Source organism: Shimia sp. R11_0, from assembly GCF_017744035.1.
Lineage (GTDB): Bacteria > Pseudomonadota > Alphaproteobacteria > Rhodobacterales > Rhodobacteraceae > Shimia > Shimia marina.
Genome location: NZ_JAGHQY010000001.1, coordinates 666,475 through 680,806 on the forward strand (window position 1 = coordinate 666,475; position 14,332 = coordinate 680,806).

At 59.8% G+C, this 14,332-nt stretch carries 12 protein-coding genes; 8 read left to right on the forward strand and 4 right to left on the reverse strand.

What is annotated here, in order from left to right:
• Positions 1-7 precede the first annotated feature (7 nt).
• Both J7382_RS03035 and J7382_RS03040 read left to right on the forward strand, forming a co-directional pair.
• Positions 8-460, forward strand: a complete 453-nt coding sequence (locus tag J7382_RS03035) for an Lrp/AsnC family transcriptional regulator (protein ID WP_209067016.1) — start codon at positions 8-10, stop codon at positions 458-460.
• A gap of 202 nt (positions 461-662) precedes the next feature.
• Complete coding sequence (locus J7382_RS03040) at positions 663-3,098, forward strand: FAD-dependent oxidoreductase (RefSeq protein WP_209067020.1); 2,436 nt, start codon at positions 663-665, stop codon at positions 3,096-3,098.
• A gap of 60 nt (positions 3,099-3,158) precedes the next feature.
• On the opposite strand, the gene J7382_RS03045 is transcribed toward J7382_RS03040, so the two are convergent.
• Positions 3,159-4,118 (reverse strand): L-malyl-CoA/beta-methylmalyl-CoA lyase, encoded by a 960-nt coding sequence (locus J7382_RS03045; RefSeq protein WP_058241056.1) that lies wholly within the window; start codon positions 4,116-4,118, stop codon positions 3,159-3,161.
• A gap of 304 nt (positions 4,119-4,422) precedes the next feature.
• On the opposite strand from J7382_RS03045, the gene dgcN reads away from it, so the two are divergent.
• The 4 genes from dgcN (at position 4,423) to J7382_RS03065 (ending at position 8,141) form a co-directional block, all read left to right on the forward strand.
• Complete coding sequence (gene dgcN, locus J7382_RS03050) at positions 4,423-5,424, forward strand: N-acetyltransferase DgcN (RefSeq protein ID WP_209067023.1); 1,002 nt, start codon at positions 4,423-4,425, stop codon at positions 5,422-5,424.
• A 120-nt stretch (positions 5,425-5,544) separates the two neighbouring features.
• Positions 5,545-6,510 (forward strand): N-acetyl-D-Glu racemase DgcA, encoded by a 966-nt coding sequence (dgcA, locus tag J7382_RS03055; protein ID WP_209067024.1) that lies wholly within the window; start codon positions 5,545-5,547, stop codon positions 6,508-6,510.
• 7 nt (positions 6,511-6,517) lie between these two features.
• Positions 6,518-7,168: an exonuclease gene (locus J7382_RS03060; RefSeq protein WP_209067026.1), complete on the forward strand. Its 651-nt coding sequence runs from the start codon at positions 6,518-6,520 to the stop codon at positions 7,166-7,168.
• A 112-nt stretch (positions 7,169-7,280) separates the two neighbouring features.
• The gene (locus J7382_RS03065; protein WP_209067028.1) at positions 7,281-8,141 is read left to right on the forward strand and encodes a D-amino-acid transaminase; all 861 of its coding nucleotides are present in this window, start codon (positions 7,281-7,283) and stop codon (positions 8,139-8,141) included.
• Between the two features lie 302 nt (positions 8,142-8,443).
• Here the strand turns inward: J7382_RS03065 and J7382_RS03070 are convergent, their stop codons facing one another.
• Both J7382_RS03070 and J7382_RS03075 read right to left on the reverse strand, forming a co-directional pair.
• Positions 8,444-9,430 (reverse strand): NAD(P)H-quinone oxidoreductase, encoded by a 987-nt coding sequence (locus J7382_RS03070; protein WP_209067030.1) that lies wholly within the window; start codon positions 9,428-9,430, stop codon positions 8,444-8,446.
• Between the two features lie 249 nt (positions 9,431-9,679).
• Positions 9,680-10,399, reverse strand: a complete 720-nt coding sequence (locus J7382_RS03075; RefSeq protein WP_209067032.1) for a COQ9 family protein — start codon at positions 10,397-10,399, stop codon at positions 9,680-9,682.
• Between the two features lie 121 nt (positions 10,400-10,520).
• Between J7382_RS03075 and rpsU the strand changes: the two genes are divergently transcribed.
• Entirely contained in the window at positions 10,521-10,727 is a 207-nt protein-coding gene (gene rpsU / locus J7382_RS03080; protein ID WP_005614280.1) for a 30S ribosomal protein S21, read from the forward strand.
• A gap of 154 nt (positions 10,728-10,881) precedes the next feature.
• Positions 10,882-11,958, forward strand: a complete 1,077-nt coding sequence (locus tag J7382_RS03085; protein WP_209067034.1) for an adenylate/guanylate cyclase domain-containing protein — start codon at positions 10,882-10,884, stop codon at positions 11,956-11,958.
• A gap of 104 nt (positions 11,959-12,062) precedes the next feature.
• Here the strand turns inward: J7382_RS03085 and J7382_RS03090 are convergent, their stop codons facing one another.
• The gene (locus J7382_RS03090; RefSeq protein WP_209067036.1) at positions 12,063-14,210 is read right to left on the reverse strand and encodes a DEAD/DEAH box helicase; all 2,148 of its coding nucleotides are present in this window, start codon (positions 14,208-14,210) and stop codon (positions 12,063-12,065) included.
• Between the last annotated feature and the right edge of the window lie 122 nt (positions 14,211-14,332).

The window sequence follows — 14,332 nt, forward strand, 5'->3', positions numbered from 1 at the left end:
GCAACTTATGTCGAGTATTGATCGAATAGATGACGAAATATTGCGTGTTCTGAGTCGTGATGGGCGGATCAGCAATCTGGCGCTGGCGGAACGGGTGGGGCTGTCGCCTTCGGCCTGTCTGCGCCGAGTCGCGGCACTGGAAAAAGCCGGTATCATTTCCGGCTATCGTGCGGTGCTGGATGCGGCGGCTTTGGGCAAAGGGTTTGTGGCCTATATCACGGTGGGGCTGAACTCCCATACCAAGGCGGCGCAGATTGCCTTTGAGCGGGCCATGGCAGCGGCGCCAGAAGTGCGCGAATGCCACAATATCACCGGGCAGGTGGAGTATCTACTGCGTGTCGAAGTGGCTGATATCGGGTCATATAAACGGTTTCACACCGATGTTCTGGGCACGGTGGAGAAGGTGAACGCCATCACCTCTTATGTTGTGTTGGGCTCCCCCAAAGACGAGCGCGCCTGAGGTCTTTTGGACGGATGTGACCCAGCCTGATGGAGCACATGTGTGCGGCGTGGCTCCCGCCCGCTTCAGGGCCCTGCCGGGCCCTTGCCAGCGGTTGGGCCCGGCTCGGCGCTGCCGAGCCTGATGTCGCAATCAGACAAGCCGCGCCCCCGGCCTTTTGCGTTAGAGTGGAGTTGTTGATGCGACATATTTTGAGGCAGGCATGAAAACACGGACCAAGGTTGTGGTGATTGGCGGCGGCATTGCGGGCTGCTCCACCCTCTATCATCTGACGCAGGAGGGCTGGAGCGATGTCATGTTGCTGGAGCGGGACGAGCTCACCTCTGGCACCACCTGGCATTCTGCTGCGCAGGTCACCAACTTTGGCATGACCCAAACCATGGTGGGGCTCAAAAGCCATTCGATCCGCCTTTACAAAGAGCTGGCCGAAGATCCCGAGTATCCCATCAACTACCACCACGCCGATGGGGGCATCCGGTTGGCCAATACCGAGGCGCAGATGGATGGGTACCGCCATTTTGCCTCCATGGCGCGGGGTATGGGCGTGGATTTTGAGGTGATTGATGCGGAGGAATGTGCGCGGCGCCACCCGCTGATTTCGACGGAAAATCTGATTGGCGGGCTTTGGGATCCGCTGGATGGCGATATTGACCCGGCCCAGCTCTGTCAGGCGCTGGCGCGGCGCGCGCGGCAGGCCGGGGCAGAGGTGCATCGGCACACGCCGGTGACGGCGCTGCGACAATTGAACGATGACACCTGGGAGGTGGAGACGCCCAAAGGCACCATTCATGCAGATATTGTGGTCAATGCCTGTGGCTATCGGGTGAATGAAGTGGGGGCCATGATGGGGGTGCATCACCCGGTGGCTTCGATGGAACATCAATATTTCCTGACCGAGGAGATCCCGGCGATTCGGGATCTGGCGCACCGGGTGCCGCTGTTGCGCTGTCCGATCAGTGATTATTACTCCCGGCAGGAAAAGAATGGTCTGCTGGTTGGGTTTTATGAGCAGGACTGCAAGACCTGGGGCATGGATGGGATTGATCCCAAATTTGTCAACGCGCTGTGCCCGGATGATCTGGACCGGGTGAGTGATGTGCTGGAGGGGGCGTTTGCGCGCATGCCTGCGCTGATGGAGGTGGGCATTCATACGGTGGTGAACGGGCCGATCACCTATACCATTGATGGCGCGCCGCTGGTGGGGCCGATCCCCGGCAAGCGCAACGCCTATTGCATCATTGGGTTGCGTGCGGGGCTGGGCGAGGGGGGCGGTCATGGCTGGCTTCTGGCGCAGCAGATTGTGCATGGAGAGGCTTGTTACGACACCTGGGTGATTGATCCGCGCCGCTTCACCGGACATGCCAATGTGGAACTCACCGCGCTGAAAGCGATTGAGGATTATCAGAACGAATTCCGCTTTCACTTCCCGCATGAACATCGCCCTGCCGGGCGGCCGATGAAGACAACGCCTCTCACGCCTGTTCTGGCGGCAGAAGGCGCAGAGTTTACTGTCGTCAACGGCTGGGAGCGGGTGGACTATATCAAGCCGACGCCGGATTTCACCGAGACGCTGGGGTTTCGCTTCAATGAGGTGCAGGCGGTTGTGGCCGAGGAGGTCCATGCGGTGCAGACTGGCGTTGGCTTGACCGAGGTCAGCGGGTTCAACCGCTTTGAGATCACCGGCGAGGATGCGCAGGGTTTTCTGGATCGGATGTTCTGCGGGGCTGTGGCGCGTCGGGCGGGGCGCGTTGGGCTGGGCTATCTGCTCAACCATCAGGGCATGCTGAAAGGAGAGGCGACGGTTGCGCATCTTCCGGCGGGGGCCACGGGGGCGGCGCGGATTTGGTATGGTTCGGCGGCGGCCTCTGAGTATCACGACATGGACTGGCTGACGGCGCATGTGAGGCCGGAGGAGGATGTTGAGATCCGCTCGCTGACCAATGACTGGACGATTCTTGTTTTGGCGGGGCCGAAGGCGCGGGCGGTTCTTGCGGAGGTGGCGCGTGGGGATTGGTCGTCAGAGGCCTTCCCTTGGTTGTCGGTGCGCGAGGCCTTTGTGGGGATTGCGCCTGCCATTGTGATGGCGGTGAGTTTCTCAGGTGAACTGGCCTATGAAATCCATGTGCCCAATGCGCAGCTTTATGCGGCCTATCGGGCACTGCGGCAGGCGAGGGAGGCGCATGGCCTGCGGCTGTTTGGGGCGCGTGCGGTGGATGCGATGCGGCTTGAAAAAGGCTTTTTGCACTGGAAGACGGAGATCCTGACGGAGTTTGACCCGTTTGAGACGGGGTTGGATCGGTTTGTGCGGATGGAGAAGCCGGAGTTTGTTGGCAAAGCCGCGCTTCTCGCCCGTCAGGCGGAGGGGCCGCGCAAACGTCTGGTGACTCTGGTGGTGGACTGCGCAGATCGCTGGGCGCAGCCGGGATCCAGTGTGATGCTGGGGGAGCGGGTTGTGGGCACGGTCACCTCAGGGGACTGGGGCCATCGTATTGGACGCAATCTGGCGATGGCTTTTGTGGACCCGGAGGTGGCCGCAACCGGCCGTGCGCTGGAGATTGACATGCTGGGCACAAAATACCCCGCCGAAGTGATTCCGGCGGGGCCATATGATCCAGAATTTGCGCGGGTGCGATCCTGAGGATGCGCCCCTGAGGCGTCTCTGCAGGCTCAACCTGAGACAGGTCAAACCCGAAACGCTTTAGGATCCTGCGATCAGCTCTGCCTGAGCCACGATCACTTCGGCCTGTTTGATTGAGGCGATATCCACAAGGCGACCTTTGTAAACAGTGGCGCCTTCGCCATTGGCTTTGGCTGTTTCCATCGCGGCAAGGATTTCGCGGGCTTCGTTCACGGCCTCTTCAGAGGGAGTGAAGACTTCATTGGCCAGGGCAATCTGCTTGGGGTGGATCGCCCATTTGCCGACCATGCCCAAAGTGGCGGAGCGTTTGGCCTGTGCGATATAGCCCTCATCATCGGAGAAATCGCCAAAGGGGCCATCTACCGGCAATACGCCATGGGTGCGGCAGGCGGCAACGATGGCGGCCTGCGCCCAGTGCCATGGATCGGACCAGTGTTTCTGGCCTGCGTGCAGCATGTAGTAGTTTTCCTGTGTGCCGCCGATGCCGGTGGTCTGCATGCCCATGGAGGCGGCGAAGTCTGCGGCGCCGAGGCTCATGGCGACCATGCGTGGGGAGGCGGCGGCGATTTCTTCCACGTGGGCGATGCCCGCGGCCGATTCGATGATGACTTCGAAGTTGATGCGTTTGCTGCGGCCTTTGGCGGCCTCAATGGCGGTGACCAGCGCATCCACGGCGTAGATGTCACCGGCGCAGCCCACTTTCGGGATCATGATCTGATCGAGGCGCTCCCCGGCTTGTTCCAGCAGATCCACCACGTCGCGATACCAATAGGGGGTGTCCAGCCCGTTGATGCGCACGGATAGGGTTTTGTTGCCCCAGTCGATCGTGTTGATCGCTTCAATTGCGTTGGCGCGAGCCATGTCCTTGTCAGAGGGGGCCACGGAATCTTCGAGGTCGATGTTGATCACATCCGCAGCAGAGGCCGCCATTTTGGCAAAGAGTTTGGTGTTGGAGGCCGGGCCAAACAGTTGGCAGCGGTTGGGGCGGGCAGGGGCGGCGGGTTGGATACGGAAGCTCATATCGGTCTCTCGGTAAGGAAATTACGTTTTGCTTGCCTGTTGTGGTATGAAGTTGCGCGACCGAGCGCAAGGATATTTTGCGCCTGCGGCAAGAGAACGCTGCGGCGCGGCAGGTTGGTGTGGATGAGACGTAGATTTGCGCCACTTTACGAAGCGTCGAGGGAGAATCTTTCGCCAAATGGCAAAAATGGTGAAGAAACTGTGTGAATGAGCTGATTTTGTGGTGGGTTCACAAAGAAATTTCATCAATGGTCGGAGAATATAGGTCAACAAGACTTACGCGAGACATTGGGAAGGACGCGCGATGATCGAGACACCGTATCTTCTGTTTTTGGGCGATGCGCCCGATCAACTGGCAGCCAAAGTGGCTCAGGGCATCAAAGACTGGCGTCCGGAGAATGCTGTGGGTCAATTCCGTATGGAAGGCTGCAAGGCGGACATGGGCCTCACGGATATGACGCTGGTTGAAGCCCGCGAAGCTGGCGCGAAGACGCTGGTGATCGGCGTGGCAAACCGCGGCGGCGTGATTTCTCAGGAATGGAAAAAAGTGCTGGTGATGGCGCTGGAAGAGGGCTTTGATCTGGCCTCTGGTCTGCACAATCTGCTGCGTGATGAGCCGGATCTGGTCGCGGTTGCGCAAGCCACTGGCCGCAAGCTGCATGATGTGCGGGTGCCAGAGGTGGAGTATCCGATTGCCAATGGTAAAAAACGCACGGGCAAGCGCTGTCTGGCGGTCGGCACGGATTGTTCCGTGGGCAAAATGTACACCGCGCTCTGCATGGATGCGGAGATGCGCAAGCGGGGTATGAAATCCACCTTCCGTGCCACCGGGCAGACCGGCATTTTGGTTACCGGGGATGGCGTGCCGCTGGATGCGGTGATTGCAGATTTCATGGCGGGTTCCGTTGAGTGGCTGACCCCGGACAATGACGCAGATCATTGGGATCACATTGAGGGGCAGGGCAGCCTGTTCCACGTGTCGTATTCTGGTGTGACCATGGCGCTGATCCATGGCGGGCAGCCGGATGCGCTTATTCTGGCGCATGAGCCGACCCGCGATCACATGCGGGGTTTGCCGGAGTATCAGCAGCCAAGCCTGGAAGCGCTGCGGGATATGGCGCTGCCGCTGGCACAGGTGGCCAACCCGGCCTGTCAGGTTGTGGGCGTTTCTGTGAACACCCAGCACATGGCAGAGGATGAGGCGAAAGCCTATCTGGCGAAAATCGAAGCCGACATGGGTCTGCCTGCCACAGATCCGTTCCGCTTTGGCGCGGGCAAGCTGGTGGATGCGCTGGCAGCGCTGTAAGCTGTGAAGCAAGAGGCTGGGGGCGTTGCCCCCAGACCCTCAGGATATTTTAGGCCAAATGAAGCCTCGGCAGTTTTATCTCTGCGGGGGTGGCGGCAAAAAGCTGAGTGAGACTCAAATATGCAAATCTCTGTCACCCCGGATGTGTTCAAACTGGCGCAGGTGTTCACCATTTCGCGCGGCTCACGCACGGAGGCGAAGGTGCTGACGGTGCGGGTGGAAGATGAGGGCCATGTGGGGTGGGGCGAATGTGTGCCTTATGCGCGCTACGATGAGACCCTTGAAAGCGTGACCGCAGAGATTGAGGCGTTGAGTGGGCGGCTTGACCGTCAGGCCCTGTATGATCTCTTGCCAGCTGGCGCAGCCCGTTTTGGCGTGGATGCGGCGCTTTGGGATCTGGAATGCAAAAAGGCGGGCAAGCGCGCCTGGGAATTGGCCGGATTGCCAAAGCCGGGACCGGAGATCACCGCCTATACGCTGTCGCTGGCCACACCTGCGGAGATGCAGGCTCAGGCGGCCAAGAATGCGCATCGCCCGCTGTTGAAAATCAAACTGGGCACGCCAGATGATATGGCGCGTCTGGAAGCGGTGCGCGCAGGGGCGCCGAAATCCACCATCATCGTGGATGCCAATGAGGGCTGGTCGGCAGAGGTCTATGCGGATCTGGCGCCACATCTCGTACGTCTCGGTGTGGCTCTGGTGGAGCAACCTTTGCCTGCGGGAGAGGATGAGGCGCTGATCGGGATGGAGCGTCCGGTGCCGGTCTGTGCCGATGAAAGTGCCCATGATTGCAGCAGTCTGCCCAAATTGAAGGGTAAATATGACGTGGTGAACATAAAATTGGACAAAACTGGCGGGCTGACGGAGGCGTTGAAACTGCGCGAAGCGGCTCTGGCGGAAGGTTATAAGGTCATGGTGGGCTGCATGGTTGGCTCCTCGCTGGCGATGGCACCGGCCACGCTGGTGGCGCAGGGGGCCATGATCACCGACCTTGACGGGCCGCTTCTGCTGGCCGAAGACCGTGACACACCACTTTTGTTTGATGACAGGGGCGTGCACCCGCCAGAGGCCGCGCTCTGGGGATAAGGGCGCGATGAAAACAGCCATCATTTTTGACACCGAGTATCTGACCGATGCGGGCGCTTTGGGGCGGTTGTGGTTTGGGCCGGAAGATCCCGATCCGATGCTGGTGCAGATTGGCGCTGTGACACTGTCGCTGGAAGATGATTTTGAGGTGCTGGCGCGTTATGAGGCGGTGGTGATGCCACTGGATCGTCAAGGGATGCCCTGTCAGGCAACACCCTATTTTGAAGAGCTGACCGGGGTGAGCAACGCGCGGATTGCGCAGGACGGTGGCACGCTGCAGGCGGGTCTGGACGGTTTGCGGGACTTTGCTGCAGGTGCGCCTTTGTGGAGCTGGGGCAAAGATGAGCTCTATGCGCTGGGCGTGAGCTGCTATCTGGCGGGCATTGCGCCGCCGATCCCGGCGCATCGGTTTGGCAATGTGCGCAATCTTGTGCTCAAGGCAGGCATGCCGCAAGAGGATATGGCACGACTGAGCAGCAATGAGCTGGGCGGTTACTATGGGCTGCCCAATCAGGATGCGCGGGCGCATGATGCGGTGGACGATGCACTGTCGATTGCCGTGGCATTGCGGCATCTGTTGCAGAAAAGCGCGTTGCGCCCAGAGGATTTTGACCGGCCCGTTCAGGCGGAGGGGCAGGCCCCGCGTGCGGTAGGATAGGGAGTGTCGCCGCGTTGTGGCAGCATGCGCGCTTTGCAGGCGCGCGGGAATTCAGTAGAGACACCATGAACACCGGCTTCAGGGGCCGGAGCAGAAAGAAGGACGACCAACCATGACCCGCACAGTCTATGTGAACGGCGCATATCTGCCGGAGACCGAGGCCACCATTTCGATTTTTGACCGTGGGTTCCTGATGGCGGATGCGGTCTATGAGGTGACATCGGTTCTGGATGGCAAGCTGATTGATTTTGAAGGGCATGCTGTGCGTTTGCAGCGCTCTCTGGATGAGCTGGAGATGGCGGCGCCCTGCACGCAGGAAGAGCTGTTGGAGATCCACCGCAAGCTTGTGGAGTTGAACGACATTGACGAAGGTCTGGTGTACCTGCAGGTGACACGTGGCAGCGATGGCGACCGTGATTTTGTTTTCCCTTCTTCGGACACCAAGCCGAGCCTTGTGCTGTTTACCCAGAACAAACCCGGGCTGGCGGACAATCCGGCGGCCAAGAAAGGGGCCAAGATCATCTCGATTGAAGACATCCGCTGGGGGCGTCGTGACATCAAGACCGTGCAATTGCTCTATCCGTCGATGGGCAAGATGATGGCCAAGAAAGCCGGCTGTGATGATGCGTGGATGGTAGAAGACGGCTATGTGACTGAGGGCACCTCCAACAACGCCTATTTCGTGAAAGACGGCGTGATCGTGACCCGCCCGCTGTCCAATGACATTCTGCATGGCATCACGCGCAAGGCCGTATTGCGCATGGCGGCAGAGGCGCAGCTGAAGATTGAAGAGCGGCTTTTCACCATTGAAGAAGCTCAGGCGGCGGATGAGGCCTTCACCACCTCAGCGTCAGCCTTTGTGATGCCGGTTGTGGAAATTGATGGCGTTGCGTTGGGCGATGGCACGCCGGGGCCGATTGCCAGCCGTTTGCGTGAAATCTATCTCGACGAGAGCCGTAAAGCCGCTGTTTGAGGCAGCCGTACGAGGGTTAAAAAATGAAAAAGCCGTCGGAAAATCCGGCGGCTTTTTGTATTCTGTTGTGCCAGCGATAGGGTGCTGGTTTGCTCTTGAAAATAAGGCTTCCGTGAGTGGTGGCCGTGTTCGTAAGTGGTGTTTTCAATACCTTGATATTTACTTAAGAGATATTACCAGTCAACCTTTAGTTGCTTAATTTGTGAATAAAACGTCAGAGACGCTGACCAAGCGGCAAAAAGCGCAGGAATCAGGGTGTGTTAGCAGACACATCAGGAACCCTGCGCCTCGCGATGGTACTGTTAGGGCGCCACTTGCAGGACAATTTTTCCAATATGACCGCTGCTTTCCATGCGTTGATGGGCAGCAATGGCGTCTTGCAGGGCAAATGTGCTGTCCATGACAGGGGCGATGCGGCCGCTTTCGAGCAGAGGCCAGACATCTTGCAGCAGTGCCTCGGCAATCTTGGCTTTGGCCAGATCGCTTTGCGGACGCAGGGTGGAGCCGGTGATGGTCAGACGGCGCATCATGACATGGGCAAAGTTGAGGCTGATCTTGGGGCCCTGCAGAAAAGCAATCTGCACAAGGCGGCCATCGTCGGCCATGGCTTTGACGTTGCGTGGGAGATAATCGCCGCCCACCATATCCAAAATGAGATCGGCGCCGCCTTCTGCACGCAGGACATCGACAAAATCCTCGTCGCGGTAGTTGATGGCGCGTTCGGCCCCCAATTTTACGCAGGCATCGCATTTTTCTGCGGAGCCTGCGGTGGCGAACACGCGCGCGCCAGCGGCTTGCGCCAGTTGAATGGCGGTTGTGCCGATGCCAGAAGAGCCACCATGCACCAGAAACCGTTCGCCGGCTTTCAATCCCCCGCGCTGAAACACGTTGGAATAGACGGTGAAGAAGGTTTCGGGCAGGCAGGCGGCGGCTTTGAGATCCATGCCTTTGGGCACAGGCAGGCAGTGCGCGGCAGGTGTCAGGGCATATTCTGCATAGCCGCCGCCGGGCAGCAGCGCACAAACGCTGTCCTCTTCGGCCCATTGGGTGACCCCTGCGCCCACCGCTGCGATGGTGCCTGAGGCCTCAAGGCCGGGCAGGTCGGAGGCATTTGCAGGCGGATTATAGAGACCGGCCCGCTGCAGCACGTCGGGGCGATTGACGCCTGCATAGGCAACGCGGATCAGCACTTCGCCGGGGCCGGGCGTGGGGATGTCACGGGTGGTGCGTTTCAAAACCTCCGCGCCGCCGGGGGTGCTGATTTCTACGACTTGCATGGTCTGTGACATGACGCGGTCCCTTCTGCGATCTCTGTGTCCGTGATCTTGTTGACTGTCTAGCAGAGGCAGGGCTTGGGGGAACAGGGACTTTTGTCGCGCTGACGCGAGGGGAGAGCGTCATGGGAGGGCATCGGCGCATGCGCCTGACGCCTGTGTGCGATGCTGGCGTAGGAGGCCAGAGGAGGGGGCGTTGCCCCCGTCGCAGACAAGCTGCGACTCCCCCAGGATATTTGTGATCAAATGAAGCCCGGGGGCGACTCAGGAACTGGGGGGCGGGGTCCAGAGGTTTTCAAAGTTGCCCGGCAGACCTTTGGGTGGTTCAGGGGCGCGGCATTTGGACAGCGCATTGAGCGGGGCCGCCATGAGCTTGCCCAGAGGGCTTTTGTTGAACTGGGCTTTCGTCTTTTCAAACTGCATGACGTTTTCGATGCGACGATCCAGAAAGGCCCAAGTGGCCTCCTGCGCGTCGCTGTCATCGCCGAGCCAGTAGAGCACGGTGGCGGAATATACCGCGGACAGGGTGGCGCGTTTGGAGTACCAATTGATGTCGCGGGAGCTGTCGCCGATGGCGCGCCAGATGGCATCCGAGGTGCCCCAGATCAGCTGTGCACCGGTGGCGGCATGTTGCGGCAGGGCAAAGAGCGTGCTGCCCCGGCGGATGATTTCGCGATCCGGGCACAGCTCCAGCCGCGTGCGCACGGCAAAGGTGATCTTTTCGCGGATCTTCATATCCTGAAGCGCAGCTGCGCGCAGCGCGTCTTCCATCTGAGAATCACCGCGTTTGTGATAAGCGACGGCCAGATCCACAGCGCCGCGTGGGCAGAGCGCGCGCGCTACGGTGGCATCCACGCCCGTGTCTGCGATGGCGGCCACAAAAGTGGTTTCAGACCAGCCATCAAAGGGCACATGCATCTCTGCGGCCTCCAGAAGGCGGGTTTTGATATCTGTTGATGCGTGGTTCTGGGCGTCGTCGTGCATGGGTGTCTGCCTCTCAAACGGTGCGGTTGCAGCCATACTAGACAAACTTCGGGCAAGTTGCTATACGGCGGCCTCCTGCAATTTCCTTGCAACTCAAACTTAGAAAGGTGGTGAAAACCACATGCAGGTTAGTGTTCGTGACAACAACGTCGATCAGGCGCTTCGTGCCCTGAAGAAAAAGCTGCAGCGTGAAGGCGTCTTCCGCGAAATGAAGCTCAAGCAACATTTCGAAAAGCCGTCCGAGAAAAAAGCGCGCGAAAAAGCTGAAGCGATCCGCCGTGCCCGTAAACTGGCGCGTAAGAAAGCACAGCGTGAAGGTTTGCTCTAAGCAATTCTTCTTCAGAGCTTTGGACACAAGAATTGACGACCCCCATGGCTTTGCTGTGGGGGTTTGTCTTTTATTGCTACGACGGATTTTGTGATTACATGCGTAGCAGGTTGGGGGGGCACCCCACGCAGAGGGAATTGGGACGGATTTTGCAATGAAGCGCACCTTTGGGTCGTTTGTCTTTGTACTGGTGGCAGGGGCCATCATTGGCGCGCTTTACGGGCTGATGATGAATGAAATTCTTGATCGCAATTGGGGTTTGAAAGCGCCGATCCGGGGCGCGGTGCGCGGTATGGCGGTGGCCTCAGTGGCGGTGGCGCTGGAGGTCTGGATCAGCAACAGCGCGATTGGGCGCTGGCAGCGCAGTCTCAAGTTTCGGCGGGGTGTGGCGCTGCGGGTCGCGATCACCTGCCTGATCATCTACGTGGCGCTGGCGGGATCGCATGTTGTGTTGATCGGGGACCGCGATGTTTATGTGGACTGGATCCAGAACGGCTTTGGCCCGGACTTCCTTTTTGCGCTGGTGGCCGCGGTTGTGGTGCAGATCCTGTTGCAGGCGCGGCGGCTGATCGGGGGACGCACCCTGACCTATTTTATTCTGGGCCGTTATGCCCGCCCGACGGAAGAGTGCCGGATTTTTGTGCTGGCGGATCTGCGGGGCTCAACGGCGATCACGGAGACGCTGGGGGATCAGAAGGCGCTGGAACTGATCACCGGGGTGTTTCTGGATATTGATGCCACGATCAAGAAGCACCGTGGTGTGATCCACAACTATGTTGGGGATGAGATCATCATGAGCTGGCTGGATCGCGGGGCGGATGGCAATATGCAGCTGCTGCAGTGCATCGATGAGATCTTTCAGGTGCTGGCAGCGCGGCAGGGGCATTATCTGGCCAAATTTGGCGTGGCACCCTCGTTGCGCATGGGCATTGCCGGGGGACCGGTTGCCGTGGGTGAATGCGGCTGGGAGAAGCGGCAGGTGGTCTATATCGGTGACACGATCAACAAAGCCAAACGCATGCAGGAGGCCTGTAAGGCGCATGATCTGTCGGTGATTTTAGATGCGGAGACCGTTCGAGGGATCACCTTGCCCATGGGGATGGGGGTGTCTCCGGTGGAAGAGACCACGCTGCGTGGACGGGCGAATGCCACACAGATGCTGACGCTGACAGCGCCGGATGGCAGCGCGCTAGATGTCTTTGTGCCGCAAGAAGGCGTGGCGCGGTCCTGAGCAATGGCTGGGCGGCCTACAGAGGGCGGGCCACCTTTTGTGTCGAGTGGCTCTGTCATGCGAAGCGAGTGAGACCCATGCCTCAATCGCTTCGCATGAATGTATCAGCCGCGCTGTTTGCCTTTGGGGGCAGCCGCCGCAGCAGCGGCCCGACGGGCTTTGTTCTTCTTGCTGTTGGATTTGCCCTTGGGGGGCGGTGGGCCTTTGGGCTTATCACCGGATTTGCGGCTTGGCTTGGCTTCGCTTAAGGCACCTTCGGCCATGGCGCGGCGGCGTGGAGCGGCGTTGCCACCCGGACCTGCGCCATAGGCGGGTTTGGACTTGCCGCCTTTGGGTGCTGCTTTGGGGGCGCTGGATTTTGGCTTCTTGTGGCGTGGTGCCGGATCGTCATTCCACGCGACAGGCGGTGTGGATTTGCCGGGTTTCTGGCCTGAGCCTTTGGGTTTTTCGGAAAATTTATCTTGTTTTGGCTTGTGAAATTCCGACTTTTCACCCCGCTCAGAGCGGGTGGCATCCCGGTCTGTGTTGTGTTTGTCGAACTTGCCTTTGCCACGATGGGGTTTGCCGCCCTCTTTGCGGGGGCCCTTGCCAAATGGTTTTCTGCCACCATCACGCCCGTCGCGGCCTTCGCGATAGCCATCCCGTCCGCCTTCGCGTGGGCCACGGGAGGGGCCGCGCTCCAGCACTGGGGCGCTGTCCATCTGGGCCAGCTTTGCCCCTTCTTCCAGGGTCATGGCCGGGCCAATGGCCGCGAGGAAGCCGGCGACGCTGCTTTCCAGCACCTGCACATAGCTCTCATCAGGATTGATGCGGATGGCGCCAATGTCGTCTTTGGTCAGATCGCCCAGTTTGCACAGCATGGGCAGCAGGCGGCGCGGCTCGGCGCCTTTGTTGCGGCCACCGGAAATGGAGAACCAGACCGAGGGGCCAAAGTCCTTGCGCGGGGCCGGTTTGGCATCGGAGGGGGCGATCTCTTCGGGGGCGGAATGTTTGGAATTGTAAAGCCGCAGATAGGCCGCAGCCACTTGCTCAGCCGAAAATGTGCCAAGCAAAGCTTCAATGAGAGGCGTTTCGGTAACGGTTGGTTCAGATGTCCAGTCGGGATCCGCAAACATGCGGGCCTGATCCTGCGCGCTGACCTCTTCGGCAGAAGGCGCACCGGACCATTCGGCTTCCAGCTTGGCCCACCGCAGCAGACGCTCTGCTTTTTTGCGCGATTTGCGGGTCACGATCAGGGCAGACACCCCTTTACGGCCTGCGCGCCCGGTGCGGCCAGAGCGGTGCAGCAGGGTTTCGTGGTTGTTGGGCAGTTCGGCATGCACCACCAGATCAAGGTTTGGCAGGTCGATGCCACGCGCGGCCACATCGGTGGCCACACAAACCCGAGCGCGGCCGTCGCGCATGGCCTGAAGCGCATGGGTGCGCTCTGTCTGAGACAGTTCACCTGACAGCGAGACCACCTGAAAGCCGCGATTGGACAGGCGGGTTGTCAGGCGCGCCACCATGGCACGGGTGTTGGCAAAGACAATCGCATTGGGCGCTTCGTAAAAGCGCAGCGTGTTGATCACGGCGTTTTCCGCATCGCGGTCCATCACAGTCATGGCGCGATAGGTGATGTCGGCGTGCTGTTTCTGTTCGGATTTGGTTTCCACCCGGATCGCATCGCGCTGATAGTTTTTGGCCAGCTCGGCGATCATTTTAGGCACGGTGGCGGAGAACAGCAGAGTCTGACGCTCGGCGGGCACCTGTTCCAGAATGAACTCCAGCTCTTCGCGGAAGCCCAGATCGAGCATCTCGTCGGCCTCATCCAGCACCACGGCGCGGATGTCCATCAGATCAATGGAGCCACGATCAATGTGGTCCCGCAGGCGGCCCGGTGTGGCCACAACGATATGGGCCCCACGGGCCAGCGCGCGGCGTTCGTCGCGCATGTCCATGCCGCCCACACAGGAGGCCACGCGGGCTCCGGCCTCGGCATAGAGCCAGGTCAGTTCGCGTTTGACCTGAAGCGCCAGTTCACGTGTGGGCGCGATGATCAGCGCCAGCGGGGCTGCGGCCTCTTCAAAGGCCTCAGCCTCAGCCAACAGGGTGGAAGAAATGGCGAGGCCAAATCCCAGCGTTTTGCCAGACCCGGTCTGTGCGGAAACAAGCAGGTCTTTGCCCTGAAGCTCTGGCGCCATGACGGCGGTCTGAACCTGAGTAAGTGTGTCATAGCCTTTGGCGTCAAGCGCGGCCTGAAGTGCGGTTTTCACGGTGAAATCTACTTTTCATCTGAGGAGTGCCAGCTGGACGGCGTCGGCGGGCTCCCTCATTGTCTGAACCGCTCTCATCATCATTTGTGGCAAGAAGCGCAGCACCTAGCCCATATTGCGCC

Bases quoted from the DNA above. Each gene is read 5' to 3' on its own strand.
- J7382_RS03035 (WP_209067016.1), top strand. From the start codon at position 8: ATGTCGAGTATTGATCGAATAGATGACGAAATATTGCGTGTTCTGAGT.
- J7382_RS03040 (WP_209067020.1), top strand. From the start codon at position 663: ATGAAAACACGGACCAAGGTTGTGGTGATTGGCGGCGGCATTGCGGGC.
- J7382_RS03045 (WP_058241056.1), bottom strand. From the start codon at position 4,118: ATGAGCTTCCGTATCCAACCCGCCGCCCCTGCCCGCCCCAACCGCTGC.
- dgcN (WP_209067023.1), top strand. From the start codon at position 4,423: ATGATCGAGACACCGTATCTTCTGTTTTTGGGCGATGCGCCCGATCAA.
- dgcA (WP_209067024.1), top strand. From the start codon at position 5,545: ATGCAAATCTCTGTCACCCCGGATGTGTTCAAACTGGCGCAGGTGTTC.
- J7382_RS03060 (WP_209067026.1), top strand. From the start codon at position 6,518: ATGAAAACAGCCATCATTTTTGACACCGAGTATCTGACCGATGCGGGC.
- J7382_RS03065 (WP_209067028.1), top strand. From the start codon at position 7,281: ATGACCCGCACAGTCTATGTGAACGGCGCATATCTGCCGGAGACCGAG.
- J7382_RS03070 (WP_209067030.1), bottom strand. From the start codon at position 9,430: ATGTCACAGACCATGCAAGTCGTAGAAATCAGCACCCCCGGCGGCGCG.
- J7382_RS03075 (WP_209067032.1), bottom strand. From the start codon at position 10,399: ATGCACGACGACGCCCAGAACCACGCATCAACAGATATCAAAACCCGC.
- rpsU (WP_005614280.1), top strand. From the start codon at position 10,521: ATGCAGGTTAGTGTTCGTGACAACAACGTCGATCAGGCGCTTCGTGCC.
- J7382_RS03085 (WP_209067034.1), top strand. From the start codon at position 10,882: ATGAAGCGCACCTTTGGGTCGTTTGTCTTTGTACTGGTGGCAGGGGCC.